The following is a 24723-nucleotide window of genomic DNA, read 5'->3' as shown; positions in this document are numbered from 1 at the left end:
TCAGTTCTGCAGTTTCGCAGTTCTGCAGCGCTGCACCGGGGGCGGGGCGGGGCGGGGGCACCCGCAACGCTGAAAAACTGAAAAGCTGCGAACCTGCGACGCTGCCCGACCGGTGACGCCGGGGCGGGCTTAGGCGGCGAGCGGCAGCAGCTCGAAGCGGTGGATGCCGCGATCGCCGACGCTGAAGCTCCAGCGGTGCTGGGCTGGATCGGTGCCGGTGTAGCGTTCCACTAATCGGAAGGCTTGCCGCGTGCTCACACCCGCACGCTTCGCGGCCTCCTTGCCGAGCACCATCTTGGAGTTGTGACCCTCCGCGATGCACTCGCGCACGATCTCGATCACCTCGGCGTCGGCCCGCTCGGCCTCGACGCGCTTGAACTGATCGAGCGTGTCGCGATCAACGGGTCGCACCGAAGCGAGCCGGGCAAGGTAGGAGGTGTCCGGTGCGGCATCGTAGGCGTAGGCCGCCGTCTCGGCGTTGGGACCGCGCTGCTTGAAGCACTTGAACTCGACCACGCGTTCGCCCGCCTCGCCGCCGCTGTCCACCTTGGCGATGGTGTAGGCCGCATCCGCGTCTTCGAGGAAGTCGGTGGTGCCCGAGTAGCGCGGGGTGCCGTCCGCGTTCGGGTTCTTGGTCGTGTGAGCTAGGTTGAGCACTGCGCCGCCGTTCATCGCCACCTGCCGACACGCGGTGCCGAAGGCGGTCGCCTCGCGTTTGTCCATCAGCGACGCGAACTTCTTGGTGGTGTCGATGATGACGAACACGCCCCTGGACTGCTCGCGCACGCCCATCTTGGTGAGCTTGTCGGCGAGCTCGGCCGCGTTGAACCCGTGGAAGCCAGGCACCAGCGTGTGCACGTCCAAGGGATCGAGGATCTCCATCTTGGTGGCGATGCCGTCGCTGCCGTCGTCGGCGTTGATGTAGTAGACGTTGCCGCCGGTCACGCGGCCCTCCCTGACCGCGTCGACGAGCAGGTTGAGCGTAATCAGCGTCTTGCCGGTGTTGGGTGCGGCGTACCACGTCGTGACCTGCCCGCTGAAGCAGAGGTCGGCGAGGAGTGGCTTCGCTTCCACCGCACGCGCGCGGAACTCGGCGGACAGGCCGCGCAGGCTCATGTTCGTGAGTGGTGTCCGCTCGATCAGCGGCTGCGCCGTCGGCATTTCCGCCTTGGCGATACGGCTGACCTCCACCGCCGTGATCGCTGACAGGTCGGCGGCAGTAGCGGGGAAGCTGGCTGGCGTCGCCCATGCGGCTGTGTCGGGCAGCCGGATGGTGTCGCCGCCGGTGCGGACATGGACACCCGCTGGCACGCTCCGCTTCAGCGTCGCGGCGAGATCGGGATCGGAGAGGCGGAAGAAGGTCTGCTCGCCTGCACCCACCTTGACGTTGAGGCGTGGTGGCTCGCCCATGTGCATCAGCGTCTGCACCATGGCGGCACGGGCGGCGGCGTCGCTGATCTCGAAGACGACCAGATCAGCAGGTGTCAGGTAGCCGCCGCCGTCCACGCGCGTGAAGCCGAGGGTTGACCAGCGATCGGCAGCCGCCGGGTTGTCGTCGCCGCCAGCCGCGATCGCGCTATCGGTAGGTGTCGGTGCCTGGGCAGTGTGTTCGTTGTTGTCCATGTTCGTTTCTCGGTATCGAGACGCGGCTGTCCAGCGGCCCGCGAGCACGGCTCGCGAACCCTGGGTGACCAGGTCTGTGTTGGGTTGAGCCGACGGCGGGATGCGCGTGCGGCTTAGGATTAGTGCTATGCCGGTTCGATGCTGTCAGACCGGCGCTGGATTGTCGGTGATGGCTGCGGTGATCACGACTGCTGTATCAGGAGCGTTCCATTCTCCGCACTGATCGTTGCCGAAGTGGAGAACAGGTTCTGCTCAAGAAGGTACCCGCTAGCTTCGTCGTACGTCTCCGTGTCGTCGCTCTGACCCAGGAACTCTGCGAGGAATGCGTCCACGGTCGGCCGACTGCACTGGGTGGCCTGAGCGATTGCGCGAGCGGATGCCTCTTTGTTCAAGAGGCCGCTGTCGAAACAGGCGATCGCTGCGCCGGGTAAGGACGGTAAGCCAGGACGCGGTTTGTCCTCCGCATCACCTGCCTGCGCTTCTACGCCGTAGATTGCAGCACGGACAAAGTCGCTGAAAGCTTCTTTGCCTTGGTCGAGCAAGTCCAAATCGATCTTCACATATGCCATAGCTTAGTATTCCTTTTGCGGCTGAACGGGTCGGTGTTGAGGGTTGACCGCTTTGATCTGGGCAGCGGCCGAATCCAATCTTGGGAGTGCTAGGATTGAAGGTGCGAGTGCGTGAAGTTGCTGGCCTCAGGCGATCTCGTCAGGTCGGCATCAATAAGGATCAGTCCACCAGGCTGATGTTGGGGACGTAGCGCCAGCTGGGTTCGACCGCGCTGCACAGGTCGGTGCAGACCTTGTACTGGCCGCTGGGCTGGAGGTGCCACATGTCCATGGCCCAGTTGTTGCCTTCGTACATGGCCAGCACCTTGCGCAGGAGGGCCGCGTCGGTGGCGAACTCGCTGTCGATGACCTGGTCGATCTTGGTCGCCGACAGGCCGCTGCGCATCATGGAGGCGAGAATGCCGATGGCGGTGGCTGGCGAGGTCCGCTTGCGAAAGCCCGGTACATCGGTCTGAGCGTTCATCGCGTGCTCGAAGGCGCCGATGCCCTTGAGTAGCTCGTCGTTGGTGTAGGGTCGCATGGTCATTTCTGTTCTCCAAGAAGGTAGATGCCGCCGCCGCTCGGGTGGTCCGAAACGGCGGCAGCGGTGTTCTCCAGGCGCACGAATGCAGCGACGCGCAGGTACTGCTCGCGCATCGGCTTCAGCTCGGCGATGGAGGTTTCAGGGCGTTCCCGCAGGGGGCTTAGGGCACGCTCTACTAAGTGAACGGGTTAGCTGGCTTCTAAGAGGTCGTTCGGAAGGGAAGGCTGCCCGTCATCGTGGTGGATACCCGACCTAGAAAGGAGAGCTCTCGTCAAGGCGCTGATCGCGCTCTCGGTTCAGGATGGCTTGGGTGCCCCTCTCGAAACCGGGATAATGTTTGTGCAGCTTCCGGTGGGTGAACTGAACGTCCGCGATATCGGGACCTTGCGACCACAAACTACGTCCATCAAGTTCATCGAACATGTGGAAAACTCGTTCCATGTCGCGGGCGAGGCCAACACCCACACGCTTATGCATGATCTTGAACATTTCTTGAGTGGGCTCACGAAGGTTGATGTAAGCCGCAACAAGGCCAACGATGTCAGCTAATTCGAAATTTTCGGGTGTTTGGTTGCCGCTGAAAACACAATCGATGATAGCTTCTCCTCGGATAAGGCCCGGCTTGTCTAATAAACGCATGTTCTTTTCCTCAAAAGTGCCGTTGACAGCCGCAACGCTGAAAACGTCGAGGCTGTCTGTTGTTATTGCTCGACGAGTAGTTTGAGATGGCGGCGCAGAGACTGATTCAACGCAGAACCCTGGTCGCCTTGGTCGAAGAAATACCCCGATCGAGCTGGATTCTTTTACTGCAACGGTTGTGTCTCGAGAAACGGATCGTTCTGATGATTCTTGGAAGAAAATTCCGGTAGCCAATCAGCCGACCCGGAACAAATTTCCGGATACAATCGATTGAATCGATAAGTCGCTAAGTTCGCGATTCGCTCGTGCCAGAGGAGGTATGGTAATGCCGGGGAAGTCGGTATCCGTTGTAGAGCAAGTCCTGCCTGGGGAAGGTGTGGAAACTCCTCTGCAAGCTATACATCCCGGCCAAAGCTACGTGTTTCTGAGAGACTGTAGAATATCATTTTTTGAAGCGTGCCTTGCCTCTTCCCAAGCAAGTTCGTTTGCAGAAGCAGCGCAGCGCTTAGGTGTTGACGAGTCTACGCTGAGAAAGAGGGTGAAGGCAGCTGAGCGCTATTTTGGTGTGACCATATTCAAAACACGAGGATTTCTGGCGGTAACACCCGATGCGGTTGGAATAATCAACGACATCGACATGGCCATGCGATACCTTAATCGTGCTATGAGAAGACCTCACCTTGAAAGGCTATGGTCCAAAGTGGGAAGAGACTACAAAAAGGAGGCCAATGAAAGTATCATAGGGTATAGGGTAAACGCAGACGGAACCACTGCTATGGTTATTCACTCGGTCGATTAGTCGATGAGTTATGTGTGTGATTAGCAAATAAAGTGCGGAAAAGATGAAGCTTTACATATGAGTAAATGTATTCCATGGTCTCCACCAAAGCTGAAAGCTAGCTCGATCCAAATGCCGTGATCTAATCTCCAATCCCACCAGGGCTGGAAGTTGGGTTCGCCAAAGCGGTATCCATCGATGGGGTCAATCAGTGGCGAGAAGCCGACAGCCGCGACGATGTCGGCCTCGGTGTCGCCCTCCTCGATGATGAGGAACTCGGTGCAGTCGGTTAGGTCGTAGTCATCGGTGACTAGGGCGGCGGCGCGCGTGGCCAGCAGGTCGCGCAAGGCAGGGTCGATGTCGGAGGCGAGCGCGGCGGTGATCGCGGCTCGGTCGCTCAGGTGGAGCATGGGTCTTGTCCTTCTGGCATGAGAAAAGCGCCCGTGGCGGGTATGCCGGGGCGCTGCGGTTGCGAGGTGCGTGAGGGGGTGAGGTTTTCCGCCGTTTCCGCTTCGAGAGCGTGGCGGCGGGGACGGCTAAGGGGCTGGAACGGCGCCTTCGGCTTGGTCGACGTAATCGCGAAGGAGCGACCTGAGCGCGCGGTCGGTGTCGTCGCGGTCGGGCACGAGCAGCACGTGCGCGTAGCCGTCGTCGGTGAGGACGTAGACGATCTCGTACACGCCGCCCGAGTGCAGCTCCGCGCTCTCCCAGGAGGGCACGAAGTCTGGGTCGGTGTAGCTGGTGCCCTCCACCAAGTCGGTGGCGATCGGGAAGCCTAGAGCGGCCTCCACGTCCGTGAGCGTGTCGCCAACCTCCACGAGGTGGAAGGCGGCGGCGCCCTCGATGCTGCCGAGCTGATCGCGCCTGAGTGCGAGCAGGTGGTGGACGGCGGCGGCGAGCGGCTGGTCGAGCGCGCGGGCGAGCCGGGCGTCGGTGTCGATGGTGAGCATGGGTCTTGTCTCCTGAAACGAGAAAAGCCCCCGGCGGTGAGGCCGAGGGCTTTGGTGGGTTGGTGGTCCGGGTAGTGGGTGGTGGTCAGTCGGACGGCTTGTCTGGTAGGTTGTCGCCGCCGCCGTTGCTGGCGAGCGCACGCTTGATCGTTACGAAGGCGACCAGCGCGGTCAGTGCGATGCCGGCGACCGGGTAGCGGCCGAGTAGTGCCCACGCGCCCAGCATCATCAGGATGCTGACCGTCGTCCTGGTGCGGAAGATCAGCCCGATCAGGACGATGAGCAGGACCGCGACCTTCACCGCGTAGATGGCGGCGGCGATCGCGAGCAGGGCTAGGATGATCTGTACCATCAGCCGAGCGGGTCGGAGCCGAAGCGGTTGGCGCCGCTGGTGCCCGGCAGCGCCATCATGACGTACACGACCAGCGCACCGACGTACGGCACGAGGTTGAGCAGCACGAGCAGCCCCGACTTGTCCTGGTCGTGGAAGCGCCGGACCTGCACCGCGATCAGCGGCACGACGAGCACCAGCAGCGCGCAGACGCACAGCACGATCAGCGCCTTGGCGAGGCCGCTGGACGTGCCGAACGGACCTGAGTTGTCCAACAGCGCGAACATGAACACGACGCCGAGTGCTAGGTAGACGAGCTGGAACATCCAGAACTCGCGCCGGGACGAGCGGCCGGAGAAGTCGCCGTAGCGCTTCAGCGGCAGCACGATCCAGCCGAACTGGTCCGCCTGTGCTGGTGTGGGTACCGGCTGGCCGGTGATGGGCGCCGCCGCCGTTGCAGCAGCGGGGCGGGTCTGAGCGGGACCGAACAGCAGCTTCTGCTTGGCCTGCTCGAACTCGGCTTCCGTGATGATGCCGTCGGCCTTCATCCGGTGAAGGTTCTCGATGCTGGAGAGTGTCTCCTGGTCGATCACTGGACCCCTCCCGCGTAACGAGGACGAGCGTGGTGGTCGCGACCCGCACGTGTGCAGGCCGCTTGTAGGTTCAGGTGCATGGGTGTTTCCTCCTGTTGCGTGGACGCGCGGCATCGCGCCGGGGCGAGTGCTCGCGCCGACGTTGCTGTGGATGCCGCATTGGTGTCGTCGCTCCTCTGTCGGGAGCGACCTTCGGCTCAGACCCTCGTGCCGCCCCTATGTACCTCTCGGGAGCGGCGGCCGAAGCCGGATGTTAGGAACCTGATCAGAGAGCAGGCGCATGCGCCTTTATCGGCCGAAGCCGACTGGACATGCGCGCATGCCACCCGGCCCCAGACTTGCGTCCGCGACCGAGTTCTCTGAAAGAGGTTCCTACGCCCCGCCTCCTGGCTTTCACAGGAGGCGCGACGATCATGGAAGGCTGGTGGGCGGATCGCAATAGCCGTTTGCGGCGAGCGGTTCGAAGGTTGTCGTCGCCTTCATATAAGATGGTTGAATTTGCGCGTGCCCGTTCTGCCTGTAGACAGCCGGCTAGAAGCTATCAATTCTGCGACTTCCTTGTCGCGTTCGGCTGTGGGGCGGAGAAATCGCTATGGATCGGGTTGAGAAGCAGAAACTCAGCGAAAGCGATGTTTGCGACCTGTTCATCACTCCCGCAATCGTCAACGTGGGCTGGGATCAATTGCGGCAAGTCAGGCGCGAGGTAACGCTCACGCCCGGTCCGGTTATAGTTCGCGGGAATCTGTCATCGCGGAACAAGAAAAAACGCAAGTTCGCTGATTACGTCCTTTCTTGGCAGCCTGGCCTTCCTGTCGCGATTGTCGAGGCAAAGGACAACAAGCATGGTGTTAGCGATGGCTTGCAACAGGCGTTAGGCTATGCCCAAATTTTGGAGCTTCCGACGGCTTTTAGCTCCAACGGCGATGGCTTTGCACAGCACAACCGCGCAGCACTTGAGGGCGAAGATACCGAGACCGCGTTGGCCCTCGATGGCTTTCTGCCGCCTCGGGAGCTTTATCTCCGCTACTGCCGATTTCACGGAATCACGCCCGAGCAAGAGGCGCTTGTAAAGCAGCCTTACCACGCGGACGGTTCGGGCAAGGAACCGCGCTACTATCAAATTGACGCGATTAATCGGACCATCGAAGCTATAGCTAGGGCGGAACGTCGCGTCTTGCTGGTGATGGCCACGGGTACCGGAAAAACTTACACCACGTTCCAGATCATCTGGCGGCTCTGGAAAGCGGGACAGGCGAAGCGTGTGCTGTTCCTCGCTGATCGCAACATCCTCGTCGATCAAACGCTGGTCAATGACTTCAAGCCCTTTGGCCAGCACATGACCAAGGTGCGCAACCGCAAGATTGACCCGGCCTACGAAATCCACCTCGGACTGTATCAGGCGCTTACCGGGCCAGGGGAAAGCGACAAAATCTTCAAGTCCGTCTCGCGCGACTTCTTCGACCTGATTGTGGTCGATGAGTGCCATCGGGGGAGCGCGGCAGAAGACAGCGCGTGGCGCGAGATTCTCAATTATTTCGAAGGTGCCATCCAGATCGGCATGACCGCCACGCCGAAGGAAACCGAATACGTCTCCAACATGACCTATTTCGGCGATCCGGCTTACACCTACAGCCTGAAACAGGGCATCGAAGACGGCTTCCTCGCGCCCTACAAGGTCATCCGCATCGACATCGACAAGGATTTGCTAGGTTGGACCCCGCCAGCGGGCATGAAAGACGACCTCGGTAAGGAGATTGAACAGCGCGAATACAACCGAATGGACATGGACAGGGTGCTTGTCCTCAATCAGCGCACCAAGCTGGTCGCCGAGCGTGTTATGCGCTTCCTCAACGCTACTGACCTGATGTCGAAAACGATCATCTTCTGCGAGGATATCGACCACGCCGAACGGATGCGCGCCGCCATCGTCAACGCGGCTGGTAAAATCGCGCGCGATAATCCGCGCTACGTCATGCGGATCACGGGAGACAGCATCGAGGGCAAGGCACAGCTCGACAACTTCATTGACCCGGAACAGCCGTTTCCGGTCATCGCCACCACCTCACAGCTTTTAAGCACTGGTGTCGATGCCAAGACCTGCAAGCTGATCGTACTTGACCGCACGATCACATCCATGACGATGTTCAAGCAAATTATCGGGCGAGGCACTCGCATCGATGAAGATCATAATAAATACTTTTTCACCATCATGGACTTTAAGAAGGCGACTGAGCTTTTCAGCGATCCCGATTTTGATGGAGAGCCGGTGGTCATCTATGAACCGGGAGACGACGACCCGCCAGTCCCGCCTGCTTCCGATGATGGGGAGCCCGATGATGACGATGATGACGACGATGACACCGGCGCCACGAAGCTGGTCGTGTCGGGTGTCCCCGTCCGGATTATCGCCGAGCAAATCAAATATGTCGGCAGCGACGGTAAACTTATCACCGAAAGCTATCGCGAGTTTGCGAAGAAGGCGGTACTGTCCGAATATCGCTCGCTGGATGAGTTCATCGCGAAGTGGAATGCTAGCGACCGCAAGCAGGCCATCATCGCCGAGCTTGAGGAACACGGTATCGTCCTTGCCAATCTGCAAGCCGAGGTCGGCAAGGATGTGAGCGACTTCGATCTTCTCGCCCATATCGCCTACGACCGGCCGCCGCTCACGCGCCGCGAGCGCGCGGAGAAGGTACGCAAGCGCAACTATTTTGCCAAGTACGGCGAGCAAGCGCGGGCGGTGCTGGAAGCATTGCTCGAAAAGTATGCCGACGAGGGCATTGAGACTATCGAGGACACGAAGGTGCTGCGCTTGCGGCCGTTCGACGCCATCGGCACCCCCCTCGAAATCATTAAGGGCGCGTTCGGCGGCAAGGCGGCATACGACGCCGCGCTGACCGACCTTGAAGCCCAAATCTACGAACAGGCAGCAAACGAATGAGTAATGTTTCAGGCGCGGTGAAGTCCATTCAGGACATCATGCGCAAGGATGTCGGCGTCGATGGCGATGCCCAGCGAATCAGCCAGATGGTCTGGATGATATTCCTCAAAATTTATGACGACCGCGAGGAAGAGCTTGAGCTGACCGAGGCCGACTTTCGCTCTCCTATACCGGAGAAATACCGCTGGCGCAATTGGGCCAAGGACCGGGAGGGCATCACCGGCGACGGCTTGGTAAAGTTCACTGATGAGCTGTTTTTTACCCTGAAAAATAGCCTGCCCACCATCGCCGAGGTCGGCAAACGCGCCCAGGTCATCCGCGACGTGTTCGAGGATACTTACAACTACATGAAATCTGGCACGCTGATGCGGCAGGTAATTAACAAGATTAACGAGATTGACTTCAACAACACGCAGGACCGGCACACCTTCGGCGCGATCTACGAACAGATATTGAAAGACCTGCAAAGCGCTGGGAACGCGGGCGAGTTCTACACCCCGCGCGCCGTCACCCGTTTCATGATCGACCGCCTGGCACCCAAGCTTGATGAAGTGGTGTTCGATCCGGCCTGCGGCACTGGCGGCTTTCTCGCCTGCACCATCGACTACAAACGCCCGTTCGTGAAATCGCCCGAGGACGAGACAACACTGGTTGCCAGCCTACGCGGGGTCGAGAAGAAGGCGTTGCCGCATATGCTGTGCGTCACCAACATGATCCTGCACGGCATCGACACGCCCGAGGGAATCCGCCACGGCAACACGCTGGAAAAGCCTTATCGCGACTATGGCGACCGGGACCGTGTGCCGGTGATCGCTACCAACCCGCCCTTTGGCGGCATGGAGCAGGACGGGATCGAGAGCAATTTCCCCGCCCATCTGCGCACACGGGAAACCGCTGACCTGTTCATGGCGCTGATTATCAAGCTGTTGCGCGTCGGTGGGCGCGCGGGCGTGGTGCTGCCCGATGGCTTCCTGTTCGGTGAAGGCGTGAAGACCACGCTTAAGCGCACACTGCTGGAGGAGTGCAACCTCCACACCATTGTCCGCCTGCCCAATGGCGTGTTCAACCCCTACACCGGCATCAAGACCAACCTGCTGTTCTTCACCAAGGGCACGCCCACGAAGCACATATGGTTCTACGAGCATCCCTATCCGCCGGGCGTAACCAACTACAACAAGTCCCGCCCGATGCAGTTTGAGGAGTTCGCGGCGGAGCGCGGCTGGTGGGGAGATGAGGCGGACGGCTTCAAGGCGCGCGGTGAGACCGAACAGGCATGGCGTGTTAGTGCCGAGGACGTGGAAGCGTCCGGCTTCAACCTCGATCGCAAGAACCCGCACACGCCTGACCGGGAAAGCCATGACCCGGATGAGTTGCTGGCCCAGTATGCGGCGCAACAGGGTGAGATTCAGGGTTTGCGCGACCGGCTCAAGGCGATCCTTGCCGAGGCGCTAGCTGGCGGCGAACGGGCCGACGCATGAGCAAGGTTGCCGCACTGGTCAGCGACCATCTCGACATCTGGACTGCCGCCACCGAACGCAAGAATGGAGCGGGACGGGGCGGCGGCAAGCGCATGAGCCTTTATGGCGTCGAGCGGTTGCGTGCGCTGATCTTTGATTTGGCTGCTGCCGGTCGCCTCGAAGGAAATCCCAATGCAGCGCCTGAGCCGCTCGGCAAGCACGTTGATTTGGTTATGGGTCAAGCACCCCCCGGTAGCGCCTGCAACACCACAGGAGTCGGGACTGCGTTCGTCAAAACGGGCGAATTTGGGCCGTTTTATCCTGAAGTGCGGGAGTGGACGACCAAACCGTTGAAAATGGCACAAGCCGGAGACGTCCTGATTTGCGTGGTGGGTGCCACAATCGGAAAGCTAAACCTTGCAATAGACTGTGCCATCGGGCGAAGTGTCGCTGCAGTTCGACCTAAGTCTTCGTTATATACACGATACCTTTACTACGCTCTAATGCCATATACGCTTAGACTGCGGCGAGATGCTCGCGGGTCGGCTCAAGGCGTTATTGGAAAATCCGAGCTGAACGCAGTCACGATCCGTGTTCCATCCCTCAAGGAACAGCAGCAGATTGTGGCGAAGGTGGATGAGTTGATGGCGCTGTGCGATGCGCTGGAGGGGGAGAGCGCGGCGGCGCTCGCTGCGCATCAGACGCTGGTCGAAGCCCTGCTCGCCACCCTCGTCAACAGCGTTGACGCAGTCGACCTCGCCGCCAACTGGTCCCGCCTCGAAGCCCATTTCGACACCCTCTTCATCACCGAAGCCAGCGTCGATGCCCTCAAGCAAACCGTTCTAGAATTGGCGGTGCGGGGGAAATTGGTTGGGCAAGATGACAGTGACAGGCCAGCGGCGGACTTGATCGCGAGTTGGCAAGGCGCAAAACAGGAGAAGCTTGAACAGGGCGGTGACCGACGAGTTAAGACAGCCGAGGCTCCCGCCCAGCCCCCTTTCCCGCTGCCCCTGCATTGGGCCATTCAGTCGTTCGAGAATGTCTTCCTCTTCATTGACTACAGGGGCAACACTCCCCCGAAGACCGAAGATGGGATTCCGCTGATAACTGCGAAGAATATTCGCATGGGCTACCTGAACCGCGAGCCAAGAGAGTTTGTGAGCCTGGCAACTTACAAATCATGGATGACGAGAGGCTTCCCCAAGGTCGGAGACCTTTTTTTCACAACCGAAGCACCGTTGGGCAACATTTGCCTTAACGATATCGAAGAACCGTTCGCCATCGCTCAACGGGCAATCTGTTTGCAGCCTTACGGTGAGGCAAACACGAGATTTTTGGCCATCGCAATCATGAGCAGATCAATGCAGCGAGTGATCGACGAAGTTGCAACAGGAATGACTGCCCGCGGGATCAAGGCCGGAAAATTGAAAACCATAGCGCTGCCCATTCCTCCCGCAGCCGAACAAGAACGTATTGTGGCCAAGGTCGATGAACTCCTAGCCCTGTGCGAAGATATCAGAGCGCAGATTGGCAAAGCGGGGCAAACCCAAATGTGCCTTGCCGACGCCATCGTCGAACGCGTAGCTGCCTGAATTATGGCCATCGTGCCCGCCCCGCTGACTTGGTGTGAGGAAGATCGCCACCACAAATACAGCGACTATCGCGACTTCAACGACTGGTTTGATGGTGCCGAAGGTGTTGGGGCGCGCGAGGCGGCGAAGGTTGCTGGGCTGGCCAACCCCAGCAAGGCGTTCTTCGTTGGCGACCGCAGGGAATATGGGGTTGCGTTCGAGGGATGGCGACAGCGACAGCGAACCCAGTGGTTAAGCCGCGAAGCCCTTATCGAGTTATGCACTGACGCACACTGGGCCGACCGCAATGCCACCCGTTTCGATCAGCTTTGCGATCAGATCGCGCTCGCCAATGTCGTGCCCTTTGTCGGCGCGGGGCTATCGCAGCCGGGAGGCTTCCCAACATGGAAGGACCATCTGCGCCAGCAGGGGCGCACCGCCGGTTTGCCGCTCGACGACGTCGAGGCAATGCTTGCCGCTGGTGAGTATGAGGGCATCGTTCACGCCATTGAAGACAGGCTCGGGCAGCCAGTCTTCAGGCAGGAGTTGCGCGACGCCTTCGCTCGCAACGGCACCATCCCGCCTGCCGATTATCTGATTGCCGAGCTGTTTTCCGACACGCTCATCACCACCAACTATGACCGTCTGCTCGAACAGGCCTTCGACGTCGGCGGCGGGCGACCGGTGCAGGTGTTGACGCCTGCCACGGTCCTCACAACGCCCGATGCCGAAAGCGTGACGATCCTGAAGCTGCACGGCGACATTGCCGCGCCTGGCGGCTGCATCCTCAGCCGCAACCAATATGCCATCGCCTATGGCGAGGGCACCTTCAACCCAAGCCTGCCGATCCCGCAGGCGCTCGACTATTATTTCCGCAACTCTAGCCTGCTGTTCTTGGGGTGCAGCCTCAATCAGGACCGAACGGTTCAGGTGTTCGAGGCGATCATGAACCGCGCTCTCGCTGAATCGGCAGACCTCCCGCAGCACTTCGCTATCGAGCAACTGCCGGGCGATGAGGAGGCACTGATCGTCCGCAATGCGGCGCTGCTGCGCATCGGCGTCACACCGATCTGGTTCCCTGCGAACACGTTCGAGTTCATCGAAGAAATTCTGCGACTTGCGCGCAACGAGATGCTGTTTCGCCGTTAAACGCGGGTAGTGCGGCAGATGTAACGGCGGAACAGTGGCACTAGCTGACACAGAGTCGTGTCTTCGAAGCGGCAAGCAGCTTCCACTAGGCTCGCCCACGAAAGGCTAATCGCTTCTCAACCCCCGTCATCCGGCAACGCCACTGGCAAAGAGCTTCGCTAACACCGTAATCGCGCGCGATCGCCGCCGTCGTCAGCCCGCGGCCACGCCCGTCCAATAGGGCTGGCTCAGGCAGGAGAAGGGCAGCGCCGAGCCAATCTGCCTCTTCCTCCTGATCAGCCGAGTAGTCCGAGAGTAACACCAGTCCGCTTGGTGAGACGGACACGTCGGCGGGCACGTGTTCAAGTTCGATATGAGCGATCTCGTGCATCAAGGTCGCTGTCTGCCGTGTTCGAGGATGTGCCGAGTTGAGAACCACCACGTGCGTTCCCTCCTCGTACAGCGTCATGCCTGACCAACTGTCGGGATCTCGTTGCAACAGCTGCCTCGCATGTACGGGGTCTAGCTCGAGCTCGTCGGCAGCAAACACCATCGCGCCGAGTGCGTCCGCATACTCCCACGGGCACAGTTTGTCAGTGGGTTGAAGCCCAAGACGCTCTCTCGCAGCTACTGATCTACGCTCGGCATCCGCCTTGAACCCGCGCCGCATCCTACTCGCCGCGCTCCAAGTCCGCGCGGGCTTGCCTCGCGCGCTGAGCGGCGAGGATCAGCGCGCCAAGAGACGTTGCTGTTTCCTTCGAGACTGTTGGCTTCTTTCGGAAATGGGCCACCGCGCGGTCTGGCACGGCGGACGACGTATCGCGCTGAACACCGAGGAAGCGCGCGGGATCGACGTCGAGCCATCGGCAGATTTTCGCAAATGTGGCAAGATCGGGCAGGTTGCCGTTCTCAACTCTGGACAGAGTAGCGGGGCTGACATCCGCTTCTGCGGCGGCGGCCCGAATGCCCCTCGCGCCCCGCTTCCTCGCAATCAGCCGTCCCAGCTCCTCGATAGGAAGCGTCATAGTTTCTCCAACACCGGCGATTGACTCAACCTCGGCGCACCATTACTGTTTCACGGGTAAGACAAGTCGCCTCACGGCTGAAACTGCCTTACGTCTGAAACGTTCGAATCATTTGTACGCGTGAGAGTCAAGCGGGGCGTGGTTCGGGCACAGCGAAGGAAGTGGCACATGAGCAAAGGAAAGAGTGGTGGTTCCTACCGGAGTGCAATCTCGGGTCGGTATGTCACGACCGCGCACGGGCAGCGTAGCCCGGGTACGACGGTGCACGAGGCCAGCGGCAGGAGCGGGAGTACAGGCGGCTCCTATCGCAGCGCGTCATCCGGCCGCTTCGTGACGGCGGCGCACGGGAAGCGCAGTCCAGGCACCACCACGCACGAGAAGTAAATCTGAGGCGGCGCTGTCGAACACACAGCGTCGCCTCGCTTGTACCAATGATTAGTAAGGGTGAACGACATGGTGGGTTGTACAGCGCCAGTGAGAGGACACCGATCGGCCGCTGCGGCAGCCGACTGCCCGGCGTGTGGTAGTCGCTATGGTCGTGGATATGGCGGCTTTAACAGTTACCGACCATCGTACTCGTCCTCGTCATACTCCCCATCCCCCAGCAGTTCGATAAGTCTCGGGGGCGGGTCGGGGCGCCGCACCGTCAAGCCGCGCTGGTCGGGCGCCGGCTCCGCCATCTTTTACACGCCGGAACAGGTGCAGGCGCTTACGCCCGTTCGCGAGAACGTCGAGAGTTTGGCGTTGTCTCGGCCCGAGCTGCGGGACGTATTCCTATGTCACGCTTGGGACGACCGGCAGGGCTCCGCCAAAGAACTGCATGATCTGCTGGAAGCGCGCGGCGTCCGCGTATGGTTTAGCGAGAAAGACCTGGGTCTTGGAGTGCCGATGATGCGGGCAATCGACAAGGGCTTGGTGAATTCGCGCGTCGGCATCGTTTTGGTGACGCCGGCTATGCTGCGGCGTCTTCCAGCGGAAGGAGTTGCAGACAAAGAGCTTTCAGCTCTCCTGCGGCGGGAGCGGCTTGTTCCGGTTGTGCATGGTACGACCTACGATGAGTTGGAGCAGGTCAGTCTGTTGCTGGCATCCCGCGCCGGTCTGAGCACCGCCGAGGAGTCAATGGCGCAAGTCGCCGCCAAGATTGCAGAACTCGTCGCTGCATAGCAGCGATGAATGCGCGCCCGGTCCAGCAGTCCTGACAAAGCGGCCTAGGTGTAATCCACGCGAACGTTCGCTCGGAAGGCAAACGCTACCGACGCAGCGAGATCGCCCTTCTCATTACGGATGCGAGGTTCGCGTGAGTCGCGCTCATAAGCTCCCACCTTCTACCCACCGTTAGGCAGTTACGGAAAGAGCAGCGACGCGTCACCGTAGGATTAGAAACAGTAGTCATTCGCAATGGCATAGGCGTAAGCCGCCTTCATCCGCTCGAGACCCATCAGCGACGAGACCAGCATGAAAAGCCCTGTTTCGAGGCCATTAAGGTTTGCGGCCTTCCGGCTGGGTGCCGCTAAGTTACGCGGTCGAAAGCGGCGTAAATCGGATCAACCGCTGTTGCCACGATAAGTCCTGCTGGAGACGGTAGGCCGACGGGCCCTTGTTGAAAGCACGAATAGAAGGGCACCTCCCGCCATCCTACCAAGAGTACGCTACGGAAGTAAGAGGGAGGCGTCGCCGTAAGAGTAGAAACGATAGCCGCTTGCTATCGCATGGGCGTAAGCCGCCCTCATCTTGTCAAGCCCCATCAACGCCGAGACCAGCATGAACAGTGCCGGACGTGGGCCTGCGCTCACCAAGCGCATGGAAGCCTGCAGAAAAGGGATAGCGTGGGTCCGGCCGATTTTTCCTGCCCAGAGCGCCCCAGGCAGAACCCAGCCAGGCCACCCTGGCCTGCGCCCCTCCAGCAGGATAGCCGCCGTTTTCCTAGTGGAAGTGCCATAAAGAAGGTGGTGCCGCTTACAGGACTCGAACCTGTGACCCCCGCATTACGAAGGCCTGTGTGACGTCGCATAAAAACAAATTATAATAGCATGTTAGGTGTGATTTGCGGGTAGTTTTCCAGCATCACCCACTGACCACCCAGGTTTAGCCGAGCCCCTCGATTAGCCGCTTCCTAGTGAAAGCGCTTCGGCGTGGGAAACGCGCGAAAAGCGACCTGCGCCATACCTGCGAAACCGTCACGGCACGGCATCGATCGAGTCCTTAGCGCCGAGCTTCGCCGCGACCAGCCGAAACTTTTCGAGCGCGGTCTCCAGGCTGTCGACGATCTCGGCGGCGATTTCGGCGGGTGGGGGCAGCGTGTCCGGGTCGGTGGCGCTGGCGTCCTTCAGCCAGAACAGGTCCAGGTTGAGCTTGTCGCGCTTGACCAGCTCGTCATAGCCGTAGCGGTGGAAGCGTTCGGTCTCCTGCCGCTCACGGCGGCCGTATTTCGAGCCGTAGCAGGCGACGAAATCATCAAGGTCCGAGCGCTTCAGCGGGCGCTCCCGTAGGGTGAAGCGCTGGTTGGTGCGCAGGTCGTACACCCAAAGGTCTTTCGTCGCGACGCCGGTGCCGGGGGTACCGCGGTCGAAGAACAGGACGTTGGCCTTCACCCCCTGACTGTAGAAGATGCCGGTCGGCAGCCGCAGCAGCGTGTGAAATTCAAACTCCTTGAGCAGCCGCTTGCGCAGCGTCTCGCCCGCGCCGCCCTCGAACAGCACGTTGTCTGGCATGACGACGGCGGCGCTGCCGCCGACCTTCAGGATCGACATGATGTGCTGGAGGAAGTTGAGCTGCTTGTTGCCCGTGGTGACGGTGAAGTCGTCGCGGACGTAATCCTGCCGCTCGCTGTCGATGCCGCCGTCCTCGCGGACGATGCGGAACGACTGGCGCTTGCCGAAGGGCGGGTTGGTTAGGATGACGTCGAAGGCCTTGTCGCCGCGATCAAGCAGCGCGTCCTTCTGCGTGACCGGGGACGTCGCGCCGCCGATGCCGTGCAGGTACAGGTTCATTGCGCACAGCCGCACCACCTCGGCGACGATGTCGGTGCCCGACAGCTTGTCAGTGCGCAGCGCGGTGGCGACTCGCCGATCTTTGGCTGCCGGCTTGGCCTTCATGTGTTCGTAGGCAGCGAGCAGGAAGCCGCCGGTGCCGACCGCTGGATCATGCACGGTGTCGTTCGGCTCGGGATCGACGAGCTGGGTGATGACCTCGATCAGCGGGCGCGGCGTGAAATACTGGCCGGCACCGGACTTCACCTCGCCCGCGTTGCGCTCCAGCAGCCCCTCGTAGATCGTGCCCTTCACGTCGACGTTCAGGCCCATCCACGTCTCGGCGCCGATCAGCGTCACCAGCCGCTGGAGCTTGGCGGGATCGCCGATCTTGTTCTCGGCCTTCAGGAACAGCGTGCCGACGATGTCGGTGCGCTTCGACAGCGTGTCGAGGATATGGCGATAGGTCCGTTCCAGATCCTCGCCGGCGCGGCCCGCCAGCGTGTCCCAGTTGGCGTCGGCGGGCAGCGCGGACGCCTCGCCCAGCGCGTCGGTCCGCTCCTTGTCCATCTTGAGGAATAGCAGGAAGCTGATCTGGCCGAGATAGTCGCCATAGGACACGCCGTCGTCGCGCAGGACGTGCGCGTAGTTCCACACCTTCGCGACCAGCGCCTGTTCGTTCATGCGAGTTCTCCACGGAAGGCGGCGGCGAGAATGGATTGGCGGAGGGTGACGGAATGAGCACTCATCGCGATCAGGTTGTCAGCCCCAGCTTCCGCCTCGGCCATGAGGCTCTCAACCCTCGTCGCGATGACGTTCTGCTCTTCGCGTGAGGGGAGCGGTATAGGTGTCGTCTTAACGTCCGTCTGATTGACGCTTGCTTGATTTACTGCTGCTTTCGCGTTCCGGCATAGTCTCGAGCGGCCAATATCTGACGATATATAATATTCGAAGTAGTCGAGATCGAGCATCTCCGATGGCTTCATTCGCATCATATTGCTCTCGAAGAGCGCGGGGACGTGATGGTCACGGACGAGAAATGATTTGGCCAAGTGCGTCATACTGTTCACACGATTTACGACCAGGTCACCCGCTTTGAGTGCGTACGTTTGTGTTGTCTCGATGTCGGTGCTGACCAGGCGCAGTTCAGCTGAAGGGCGAGCTGTCCCTGACTGGAAGTCATCGATCCGCAAAATGGGATGTCCATCGCCATATGCCGATTGGGGAAGATAGAGGCCATTCTGAATTCCACCCACCAGTATGGAATCGACATTCGTCCACACCCAGCTATCCGGTATATTTGGTAGGCCAGCGGCGCTTACCGCCTCTGGTTCCTTGTATCGCTTCCCTCTGTTCGACGGTTCGATCGCCCACTGAGAACGGCGGTTGGCTAGGATGCGGGTGAGTAGATCGGCGCCGGTTTCCTTGTGACGATTGGCGGCGCGCCAGTCGGCGGTTAGTTCGCCGGTGACGGCGGCCTTGAGCAGCGCCTTGCGCCACGTCGCTAGATCATCGCGCGCGCGGGCCAGCGCTGCATCGCCATCGTCGATCTCGGCGAAAAGCTCACCGACGCGAGCGATGATGCCGCCCTGAATGTCGATAGGTGGAAGGGGCACCGGAAAGGCGGCCATGGTATTAAAGTCGATGCGCGGCCGGTCGCCAGTAACGGCATGCGAAGCGAACTCGACGAAGGCATCACTATGCAACAGGACGGTTAGATACTGTGCGTCTACATCGGCCGACGGCCGGATAACAATGAACTCGCCGGAGCATGCACCCGCGTAGTTCGCATGCCAAACCTTGTTCAGGTAGGGCCGGAGACGACCATATAAAACATCGCCTTTCTTGAAGGCGGCCCCAGCGCTGCGCAACTGGCCGAACGGCTGCGTGGCACTGACGACCATTGAGCGAGGGGCGATCGCATCCATTCCCACGAAGGGAAGAACAGACGTGGGATCGGGCTTGTGCTTGTCGGCGATTCGATCCGCCACGTTGCCCAGCCGCTCCCAGCGCCACCCCTCCGGCAACGCCCAAGGCCCTTCGATCGGCCCCGCCGCCGCAACCTTCTTCGGCATCCCACGCGCCCCTAACTACGCCACCAGCGCGTCCTGAAGCTCGTCGAGTAACGTGTCGAGCCCCGGGCCGAAAGCCCGGCGAGCGCCGATGATGCCGCCGCGGCGTTCGAACTGGTCCTGGATGTCGGCCGTCGTCACCTCGATGTTGGCGGCCAGATAGTCGCGGATCGCCTCCAGCCAGCCGAGCTGGTCCTGCGTGTAGCTGCGCCCGGCGCGCTGCTCTCGGCCCAGCCACAGGTTGAACCGGCCCGCCATATCTGACGATAGCGGCGCCAGCGTGTCGGCGCCGCCTGTTGCGAAGCGGACCAGAGCGACGATGTCGGTCAGCGTCTTTGCCGGGTTGGCGCGCACCTTCTCGGCATTCAGCCGGCGATAGGCGCTCCACAGCGCCAGCGGCTCGAGCAGCCACGGCGGGCGCATCATTGCGTCGCGCAGCTCCTCCAGGCTGGCATAGGTCAGCCGCTTCGACGCGGCGGGCAGGCCGTAGAGGATGCGCAACGCGATCAGCTCGTCGCGGTGCTCGTCGAGGAAGCGGCTGAAGTCCGTCGTCATCGTCGTCGCCTGCCCCTCGTCCCAGGCAGACGACACGACGAAGTCGCGGCTGATGTCGTCGATGACCACCTCGGACGCCTTCTTCAACTCGATCAGCACGCGGCGAAGCGCGGGATCGTTGTAGGCGGTGAGCGCCGCCTCGCGCCGGTCAGCGGCGACGGCCTCGATCTCGGCATCGGTGGCGGTGGCGCCGTAGCGCTGGCGAGCGTCGGCCTCGATTTTGTCAGCGTCGATCGCGTCGATCAGTTCACCGGCGAGCGCGGCCAGTGGTCTACCCGCAACCGCCTCGATCTTCGCCTTTGCCGCATCGTCCAGCTTGCGGTCGAGCCGCGCCAGCCGCCCGGCGAGCGTGGATACCGCGTCCTCGTCGCTGCGACCGCTGGCGACCTGCTCCAGCAGCTTTTCGAACGCTATGCCATGTTCGCGCTCCAGCGGGATCGCCTGCGTCTTCAAGCTGTCGGTGACGCCAACCGCGTCGACCAGCACGAACCGGTCTTTCACGCCCGCCCCCGGCGTGATCGTGGCGAGCGTCGCGGTATCGATCGTCCGCACGCCGCGCCCGCGCATCTGCTCGAAATACACCGCCGAGCGGACGTCGCGCAGGAAGATCAGCGCCTCGATCGCCTTCACGTCGGTGCCGGTGGCGATCATATCGACGGTGACGGCGATGCGCGGGTTATAGGCGTTGCGGAACTCGGCGATCACCGTCTCGGCATATTTCGCGCCGACCTTGTAGGTGATCTTCTTGGCGAAATCATTGCCCTGGTCGAAAACCTCGCGGGCGATCTCGACGATCTCCTCGGCATGGTTGTCGTCCTTGGCGAAGATCAGCGTCTTCGGCACCTCGCTACGGCCGGGGAACAGCTCGGTGAACAGCGTGTCGCGGTACGTCTCCAGCACGGTGCGGATCTGGTTGCGAGCGATGACGCTGCGATCGAGGTCCTGCGGCGAATAAGTGAGGTCGTCGTCGAGCAGGCGATAGGTCTGCGCGCGGGTGTGACGATCGCGGACGGGGACGGTGTAGCCCTTCTCGACCCGGCCACCATGCTCGCCGATCTGGGTGCGGATGCGGAAGATCTCGAACGGCACGTTGACGCCGTCCGCCACCGACTTCTCGTACGGATAGTCGGCGACGAGGTTCTCGTCGAAGAAGGCCGCGGTCTGCACCGTGGGCGTCGCCGTCAGGCCGATGACCTGCGCGTCGAAATAGTCGAGCAGCTGGCGCCAGCTGCCATAGATCGAGCGGTGGCATTCGTCGACTACGACGATGTCAAACATTTCCGGCGGCATCGTCGCGCTGTAACTGACGGTCTTCGGCGGCGGGGTCCAGCCGCGCTCGAAGTCGCTGGCCTCTTCGTCCTCCTCCGAGAGCTCGGTGCCGGTCAGCTGGGCGAAGACGCGCTGGATGGTCGAGATGACGACTTTAGCCGGCGGGTCGAGGCCAGCCGCACCCAGGCGCTGGACGTTATACAGCTCGGTGAACAGCCGGCCGGTGCCCGGTGGCCGATAGGTTTGAAACTCCTTGAGGGTCTGCCGCCCCAAGTTGTTGCGATCGACCAGAAACAGGATGCGCCGCGCGTCGGCATGGGCGAGCAGCCGATAGGCGAGCGTCGCAGCAGTGAAGGTCTTGCCCGCGCCCGTCGCCATCCGCACGAACGCGCGCGGCCGGTCGCTGGCAAGTGACGCCTCAAGCCCATTGATCGCTTCAACTTGGCAGTCACGCAGACCATCGGTGACGAGCGGGGGCATATCGGCGAGGCGGGCCCGCAGCGATGATCCTGCCTTCAGCCAGTCGTGCAGCATCTCGGGCCGATGGAACGCGAACACGCGTCGTGAACGGTGGAGCGGGTCAAGCCGGTCGGAGAACAGGATTTCGGTCCCGGACGCCTGATAGTCGAAGCGCAGCGGGTCAGTCCAACGCGCCAGCGCCTGTCCTGCCTGCGGCTGATACCCGCGCGCCTGTTCGGCGACGCCAGACAGCGTGGTTCCTGCCGGCTTAGCCTCGATCACCCCGCATGCCTTACCGCCTACGAGTAGAAGGTAGTCACACGGTCCCGAAGTCAAAGGATACTCGCGAACTGCTACTCCTAGTGACGCCAAGCGGTTCATCGACGCACGATCTTGAATAATCCAGCCTGCTGCTTCGAGCTGACTATCGATTATCCTGCGAGCAGCGGCTTCAGGTGTGGCGTTCACTGAAGCTCTATGGGACACGATCTGAGCTTGTGGCAAGGCGGCGAGATCAAGCTTGTTTGTGTGAAGTGAGCTTGAGACAGTTTGGGAGCATCGGCAAAGTGGCAGAGCAGGTGATCTGGGGCATCCACATGGCTCGCGAGCACGGCGTCGCACCCATATCGCAGGGCTACGTGGCGCTCGGCTGGAACGACGTGGGAGACCTGTCAAAGCTCGCCCCGACCCGCGAGGCCTTCAAGGCGGCCTACTCGGCAACATACCCCGACGCCAAAGCAGGGAACGTCGCCGTGTCCGCGGGGGTGTTGTTCCGCTTCGTGCGCGAGATGAAGGCGGGCGACGTGGTCGTGTACCCGTCGAAGGAAGACCGAATGGTCAACATTGGCGTCGTCGCGGGCGAGTACCGGGTCGACCCTGCGCTGCCGGATGACTGCCACAACGCGCGCGCGGTGCAGTGGCGGCGCTCGGTGCCGCGTACGTCGTTCTCTCAGCCGGCGCTCAACGAGATCGGCTCGGCGCTGACGCTGTTCCGGGTCAGCTCCAACGCGGAGGAGTTCCTGGCGGCGCTCCGGGGTGAGGCCTTCGAGGCGGCGGAGATCGACGAGGTCAGCGCCGAGCGCGCCGCCGCCCAGGTGCAGGAGTCGACCGAAGACTTCATCATCAAACGCCTGAAGGGCGGGCAGACGGCTTACCAGTTCGAGCACTTCGTCGCGCACCTGCTGAAGTGCATGGGCTACTTCTCGCGCGTGACGCAGGCCTCGGGCGACGGCGGCGTTGACATCATCGCGCACCGCGATGAACTCGGGTTCGAGCCTCCGATCATCAAGGTGCAGTGCAAACAGGTGCTCTCAACGATCGGACGCCCGGAGGTGCAGCAGCTGCACGGGGCGATCGAGCGCGGCGAGCACGGACTGTTCGTGACGCTTGGCGGCTTCAGCGCCGACGCGCGTACGTTCGAGCGCACCAAGCCGAACCTGCGGCTCATCGACGGCGAGGCGCTGATCGAGATGATCTACGCGCACTACGAAAAGTTCGAGCCGCGCTATCAGATGTTGTTGCCGCTCACCCGCTCGTACGTGCCTAATCCGATCGGCTCGCCGCAGGAGTGATGGCGATGTGGGCTGGTGAGTGGGCAATCTTCCAAGCCCGAAGCAAAAAAGAAATAGGTAACCGCCCCGCGAACCAGCCGTGAGGCCAGCGCGCGGGGCGGGTGAGTTGATCGGGCATCCTGAGCCCGCTTTGCGGCACCAGCTTCTACGGTGGCGAGCAGCGTGGCATTTGCGAGGTGGCTGTACCGCGCCGTGCTGGCGACGTCGGCGTGCCCCAGCACCTTGCCGACGGCAAACGGGTTGGCTCCGCTGCTGACCACCATGCAGGTATCGCACCGGGATTGACACCTCTCCGCTGATACCGCATTTTGCCTCAGGAGGCGTCATCGTACATCAGCCCGCCGTATGAAGGAATATGTTAATGTCGTTTGATTTTGGCTCAAAAGATACCCTGCTTGGGATTGATGCAATATGTGAGAAGCTTGGCATTTCGCGTTCTACTCTTGAGCGTTTGCGCTCAGGTTCATCCCCATCATATGTTGGATCAGTAAGCGCGATGATGGGCAGAGCTGATGACTTTGTGGGTATGAAGCCGTTTCCCCAACCTACTACTGTACTTGGGAGAAGCCCACGATGGTCAGTTAAAGTGCTTAATGACTGGGTTAACACTGGGCGTTAAGTGATTCACATTTTGCCATCGGAACGGATCAAACATTTAAAGGCGCCCCGCGAACCAGCCTTTAGGGGCTAGCGCGCGGGGTGGGGGAGGGGTCAGGCGGCCGCCTGCTTCTTCGCGCCGGCCTCGACGGCGGCGAGCAGCGTGTCGTTGGCGAGGTGGCTGTAGCGCGCCGTGCTGGCGACGTTCGCGTGCCCCAGCACCTTACCCACCGCGAACAGGTCGACCCCACTGTTGACCATGAACGACGCCGCCGAGTGGCGCAGGTCGTGGATGCGCAGGTCGGGCAGATTGGCAGCCTCTCGTGCCGTCTTCCACGGGTTCTTCAGCTGCACGAATGGCTTCTTCGTGCCGGGGTTGGGAATCAGCCACGGGCAGTTGTCGAAGCGGGGCAGCTTACCGATCACGTCGAGCGCCGCAGACGAGAGCGGCACGTGACGCGGCTTGCCGGTCTTGCTGGTCGGAATGAACCAGACCCGGCGTTCGAGGTCGACGTGTTCCCATCGCGCCTTCAGCAATTCGCCGACGCGGCAGCCGGTGAGCAGCAACAAGTCAACAATCGGACGCAGCTGCTTGTTCTTCGACGCCGACGCCGCCTCGCGTAATCGTGCTGCCTCCTCGGCGGTCAGGAAGCGCTCGCGCGCATTGTTGACCGGCTTGGTCTCGACCACGCGCACAGGATTTCGATCACAGCCGGCAATCGCCCACTTGCGGCCGAGCTCGAAGGATCGCGCAAAGATCATTTTGATCTTGAGCACGGTCGCAGGAGCCAGCCCCTCGTTGCGCTTGGAAGCGAGCCACTGCGCTACCTCACGGCTGTCGATGTCGGTGAGCCGCACCTTGCCCCAGCGCGGCACGATGTGGCGGCGCATGTACATCTCGGTGGTACCGAAAGCGCGTTGGTGCAGCTTGGCGTCGGCCATGTGCATGGCGGCGAGGTCAGAATAGTGCGGTACCGCTCTGGCTTCTGCTTTGGCGGCGCCTGGATCGCCGCCCATCACCACCTCGGACCGGTACCGTTGCGCTGCCTTCTTGGCCTGGGCAAAGGTGATGTCGCCATACGCACCGATCTTGTGCTGACGCT

The 24723-nt window shown here is 61.4% G+C and carries 21 protein-coding genes and 1 pseudogene; 7 read left to right on the top strand and 15 right to left on the bottom strand.

What is annotated here, in order from left to right; genetic code table 11:
- Positions 1–129: 129 nt before the first annotated feature.
- From SMN802W_RS0115530 to SMN802W_RS18425, 4 genes are all read right to left on the bottom strand, one after another.
- The gene (locus SMN802W_RS0115530; protein WP_019517838.1) at positions 130–1623 is read right to left on the bottom strand and encodes an AAA family ATPase; all 1494 of its coding nucleotides are present in this window, start codon (positions 1621–1623) and stop codon (positions 130–132) included.
- Between the two features lie 182 nt (positions 1624–1805).
- The gene (locus SMN802W_RS0115525) at positions 1806–2192 is read right to left on the bottom strand and encodes a hypothetical protein (protein WP_019517837.1); all 387 of its coding nucleotides are present in this window, start codon (positions 2190–2192) and stop codon (positions 1806–1808) included.
- A 160-nt stretch (positions 2193–2352) separates the two neighbouring features.
- Positions 2353–2718: a hypothetical protein gene (locus SMN802W_RS17350; RefSeq protein ID WP_019517836.1), complete on the bottom strand. Its 366-nt coding sequence runs from the start codon at positions 2716–2718 to the stop codon at positions 2353–2355.
- Between the two features lie 249 nt (positions 2719–2967).
- Positions 2968–3354, bottom strand: coding sequence for a hypothetical protein (locus SMN802W_RS18425; RefSeq protein ID WP_156818933.1), 387 nt, complete (start codon positions 3352–3354; stop codon positions 2968–2970).
- 325 nt (positions 3355–3679) lie between these two features.
- On the opposite strand from SMN802W_RS18425, the gene SMN802W_RS18030 reads away from it, so the two are divergent.
- Positions 3680–4153, top strand: coding sequence for a helix-turn-helix domain-containing protein (locus SMN802W_RS18030; protein ID WP_162140023.1), 474 nt, complete (start codon positions 3680–3682; stop codon positions 4151–4153).
- A 20-nt stretch (positions 4154–4173) separates the two neighbouring features.
- Here the strand turns inward: SMN802W_RS18030 and SMN802W_RS0115510 are convergent, their stop codons facing one another.
- The 4 genes from SMN802W_RS0115510 to SMN802W_RS18025 all read right to left on the bottom strand — a co-directional run bounded on the left by SMN802W_RS0115510 (position 4174) and on the right by SMN802W_RS18025 (position 6006).
- Positions 4174–4542, bottom strand: coding sequence for a hypothetical protein (locus SMN802W_RS0115510; protein WP_019517833.1), 369 nt, complete (start codon positions 4540–4542; stop codon positions 4174–4176).
- 126 nt (positions 4543–4668) lie between these two features.
- Positions 4669–5082 carry a hypothetical protein gene (locus tag SMN802W_RS0115505; RefSeq protein WP_019517832.1) on the bottom strand — a complete coding sequence of 138 codons (414 nt, stop codon included), beginning with the start codon at positions 5080–5082 and terminating at the stop codon, positions 4669–4671.
- An 85-nt stretch (positions 5083–5167) separates the two neighbouring features.
- On the bottom strand, positions 5168–5434 hold the full coding sequence (locus SMN802W_RS0115500) for a hypothetical protein (RefSeq protein WP_019517831.1): 267 nt from the start codon (positions 5432–5434) through the stop codon (positions 5168–5170).
- Positions 5434–6006, bottom strand: a complete 573-nt coding sequence (locus SMN802W_RS18025) for a DUF805 domain-containing protein (RefSeq protein ID WP_238560229.1) — start codon at positions 6004–6006, stop codon at positions 5434–5436. Before SMN802W_RS18025 ends, SMN802W_RS0115500 begins: the two co-directional genes overlap by 1 nt.
- Positions 6007–6598: 592 nt before the next feature.
- Between SMN802W_RS18025 and hsdR the strand changes: the two genes are divergently transcribed.
- From hsdR to SMN802W_RS17340, 4 genes are read left to right on the top strand one after another with little or no spacing between them, the layout of a single operon-like run.
- Entirely contained in the window at positions 6599–8947 is a 2349-nt protein-coding gene (gene hsdR, locus SMN802W_RS0115490) for an EcoAI/FtnUII family type I restriction enzme subunit R (protein ID WP_019517829.1), read from the top strand.
- Complete coding sequence (locus SMN802W_RS0115485) at positions 8944–10425, top strand: type I restriction-modification system subunit M (RefSeq protein ID WP_026326200.1); 1482 nt, start codon at positions 8944–8946, stop codon at positions 10423–10425. Before hsdR ends, SMN802W_RS0115485 begins: the two co-directional genes overlap by 4 nt.
- Positions 10422–11996, top strand: a complete 1575-nt coding sequence (locus SMN802W_RS18020) for a restriction endonuclease subunit S (protein WP_083925829.1) — start codon at positions 10422–10424, stop codon at positions 11994–11996. Before SMN802W_RS0115485 ends, SMN802W_RS18020 begins: the two co-directional genes overlap by 4 nt.
- A gap of 3 nt (positions 11997–11999) precedes the next feature.
- Positions 12000–13124 carry an SIR2 family NAD-dependent protein deacylase gene (locus SMN802W_RS17340; protein ID WP_019517826.1) on the top strand — a complete coding sequence of 375 codons (1125 nt, stop codon included), beginning with the start codon at positions 12000–12002 and terminating at the stop codon, positions 13122–13124.
- A gap of 85 nt (positions 13125–13209) precedes the next feature.
- Here SMN802W_RS17340 and SMN802W_RS18775 read toward each other — a convergent pair whose 3' ends face one another.
- On the bottom strand, positions 13210–13572 hold the full coding sequence (locus SMN802W_RS18775; RefSeq protein WP_238560228.1) for an ImmA/IrrE family metallo-endopeptidase: 363 nt from the start codon (positions 13570–13572) through the stop codon (positions 13210–13212).
- Between the two features lie 202 nt (positions 13573–13774).
- Positions 13775–14128, bottom strand: coding sequence for a helix-turn-helix domain-containing protein (locus SMN802W_RS0115465; protein ID WP_019517824.1), 354 nt, complete (start codon positions 14126–14128; stop codon positions 13775–13777).
- 699 nt (positions 14129–14827) lie between these two features.
- Between SMN802W_RS0115465 and SMN802W_RS0115460 the strand changes: the two genes are divergently transcribed.
- Complete coding sequence (locus SMN802W_RS0115460; protein ID WP_019517822.1) at positions 14828–15292, top strand: toll/interleukin-1 receptor domain-containing protein; 465 nt, start codon at positions 14828–14830, stop codon at positions 15290–15292.
- Positions 15293–15777: 485 nt separating this feature from the next.
- On the opposite strand, the pseudogene SMN802W_RS18010 reads toward SMN802W_RS0115460, so the two are convergent.
- The 4 genes and pseudogenes from SMN802W_RS18010 to SMN802W_RS0115435 all read right to left on the bottom strand — a co-directional run.
- Positions 15778–15909 (bottom strand): annotated as a pseudogene (locus SMN802W_RS18010) (S-adenosylmethionine:tRNA ribosyltransferase-isomerase); the annotation flags it as partial.
- A gap of 396 nt (positions 15910–16305) precedes the next feature.
- Positions 16306–17781, bottom strand: a complete 1476-nt coding sequence (locus SMN802W_RS0115445) for a class I SAM-dependent DNA methyltransferase (protein ID WP_019517820.1) — start codon at positions 17779–17781, stop codon at positions 16306–16308.
- Positions 17778–19172, bottom strand: a complete 1395-nt coding sequence (locus SMN802W_RS0115440; protein WP_019517819.1) for a restriction endonuclease subunit S — start codon at positions 19170–19172, stop codon at positions 17778–17780. The genes SMN802W_RS0115445 and SMN802W_RS0115440 overlap by 4 nt, the downstream gene beginning before the upstream one ends.
- Positions 19173–19187: 15 nt before the next feature.
- On the bottom strand, positions 19188–21734 hold the full coding sequence (locus SMN802W_RS0115435) for a type I restriction endonuclease subunit R (RefSeq protein ID WP_019517818.1): 2547 nt from the start codon (positions 21732–21734) through the stop codon (positions 19188–19190).
- 356 nt (positions 21735–22090) lie between these two features.
- Here SMN802W_RS0115435 and SMN802W_RS0115430 point away from each other — a divergent pair, with 356 nt between their 5' ends.
- Positions 22091–23023 carry a restriction endonuclease gene (locus tag SMN802W_RS0115430; protein WP_238560227.1) on the top strand — a complete coding sequence of 311 codons (933 nt, stop codon included), beginning with the start codon at positions 22091–22093 and terminating at the stop codon, positions 23021–23023.
- 711 nt (positions 23024–23734) lie between these two features.
- On the opposite strand, the gene SMN802W_RS0115425 is transcribed toward SMN802W_RS0115430, so the two are convergent.
- Positions 23735–24637 carry a tyrosine-type recombinase/integrase gene (locus SMN802W_RS0115425; protein WP_238560230.1) on the bottom strand — a complete coding sequence of 301 codons (903 nt, stop codon included), beginning with the start codon at positions 24635–24637 and terminating at the stop codon, positions 23735–23737.
- Between the last annotated feature and the right edge of the window lie 86 nt (positions 24638–24723).

The organism is Sphingomonas sp. Mn802worker (assembly GCF_000382485.1).
Taxonomy (GTDB): Bacteria; Pseudomonadota; Alphaproteobacteria; order Sphingomonadales; family Sphingomonadaceae; genus Sphingomonas.
The sequence above is the reverse complement of the archived record's forward strand: the minus strand, read 5'-3'. Positions and strand labels throughout refer to the sequence as shown.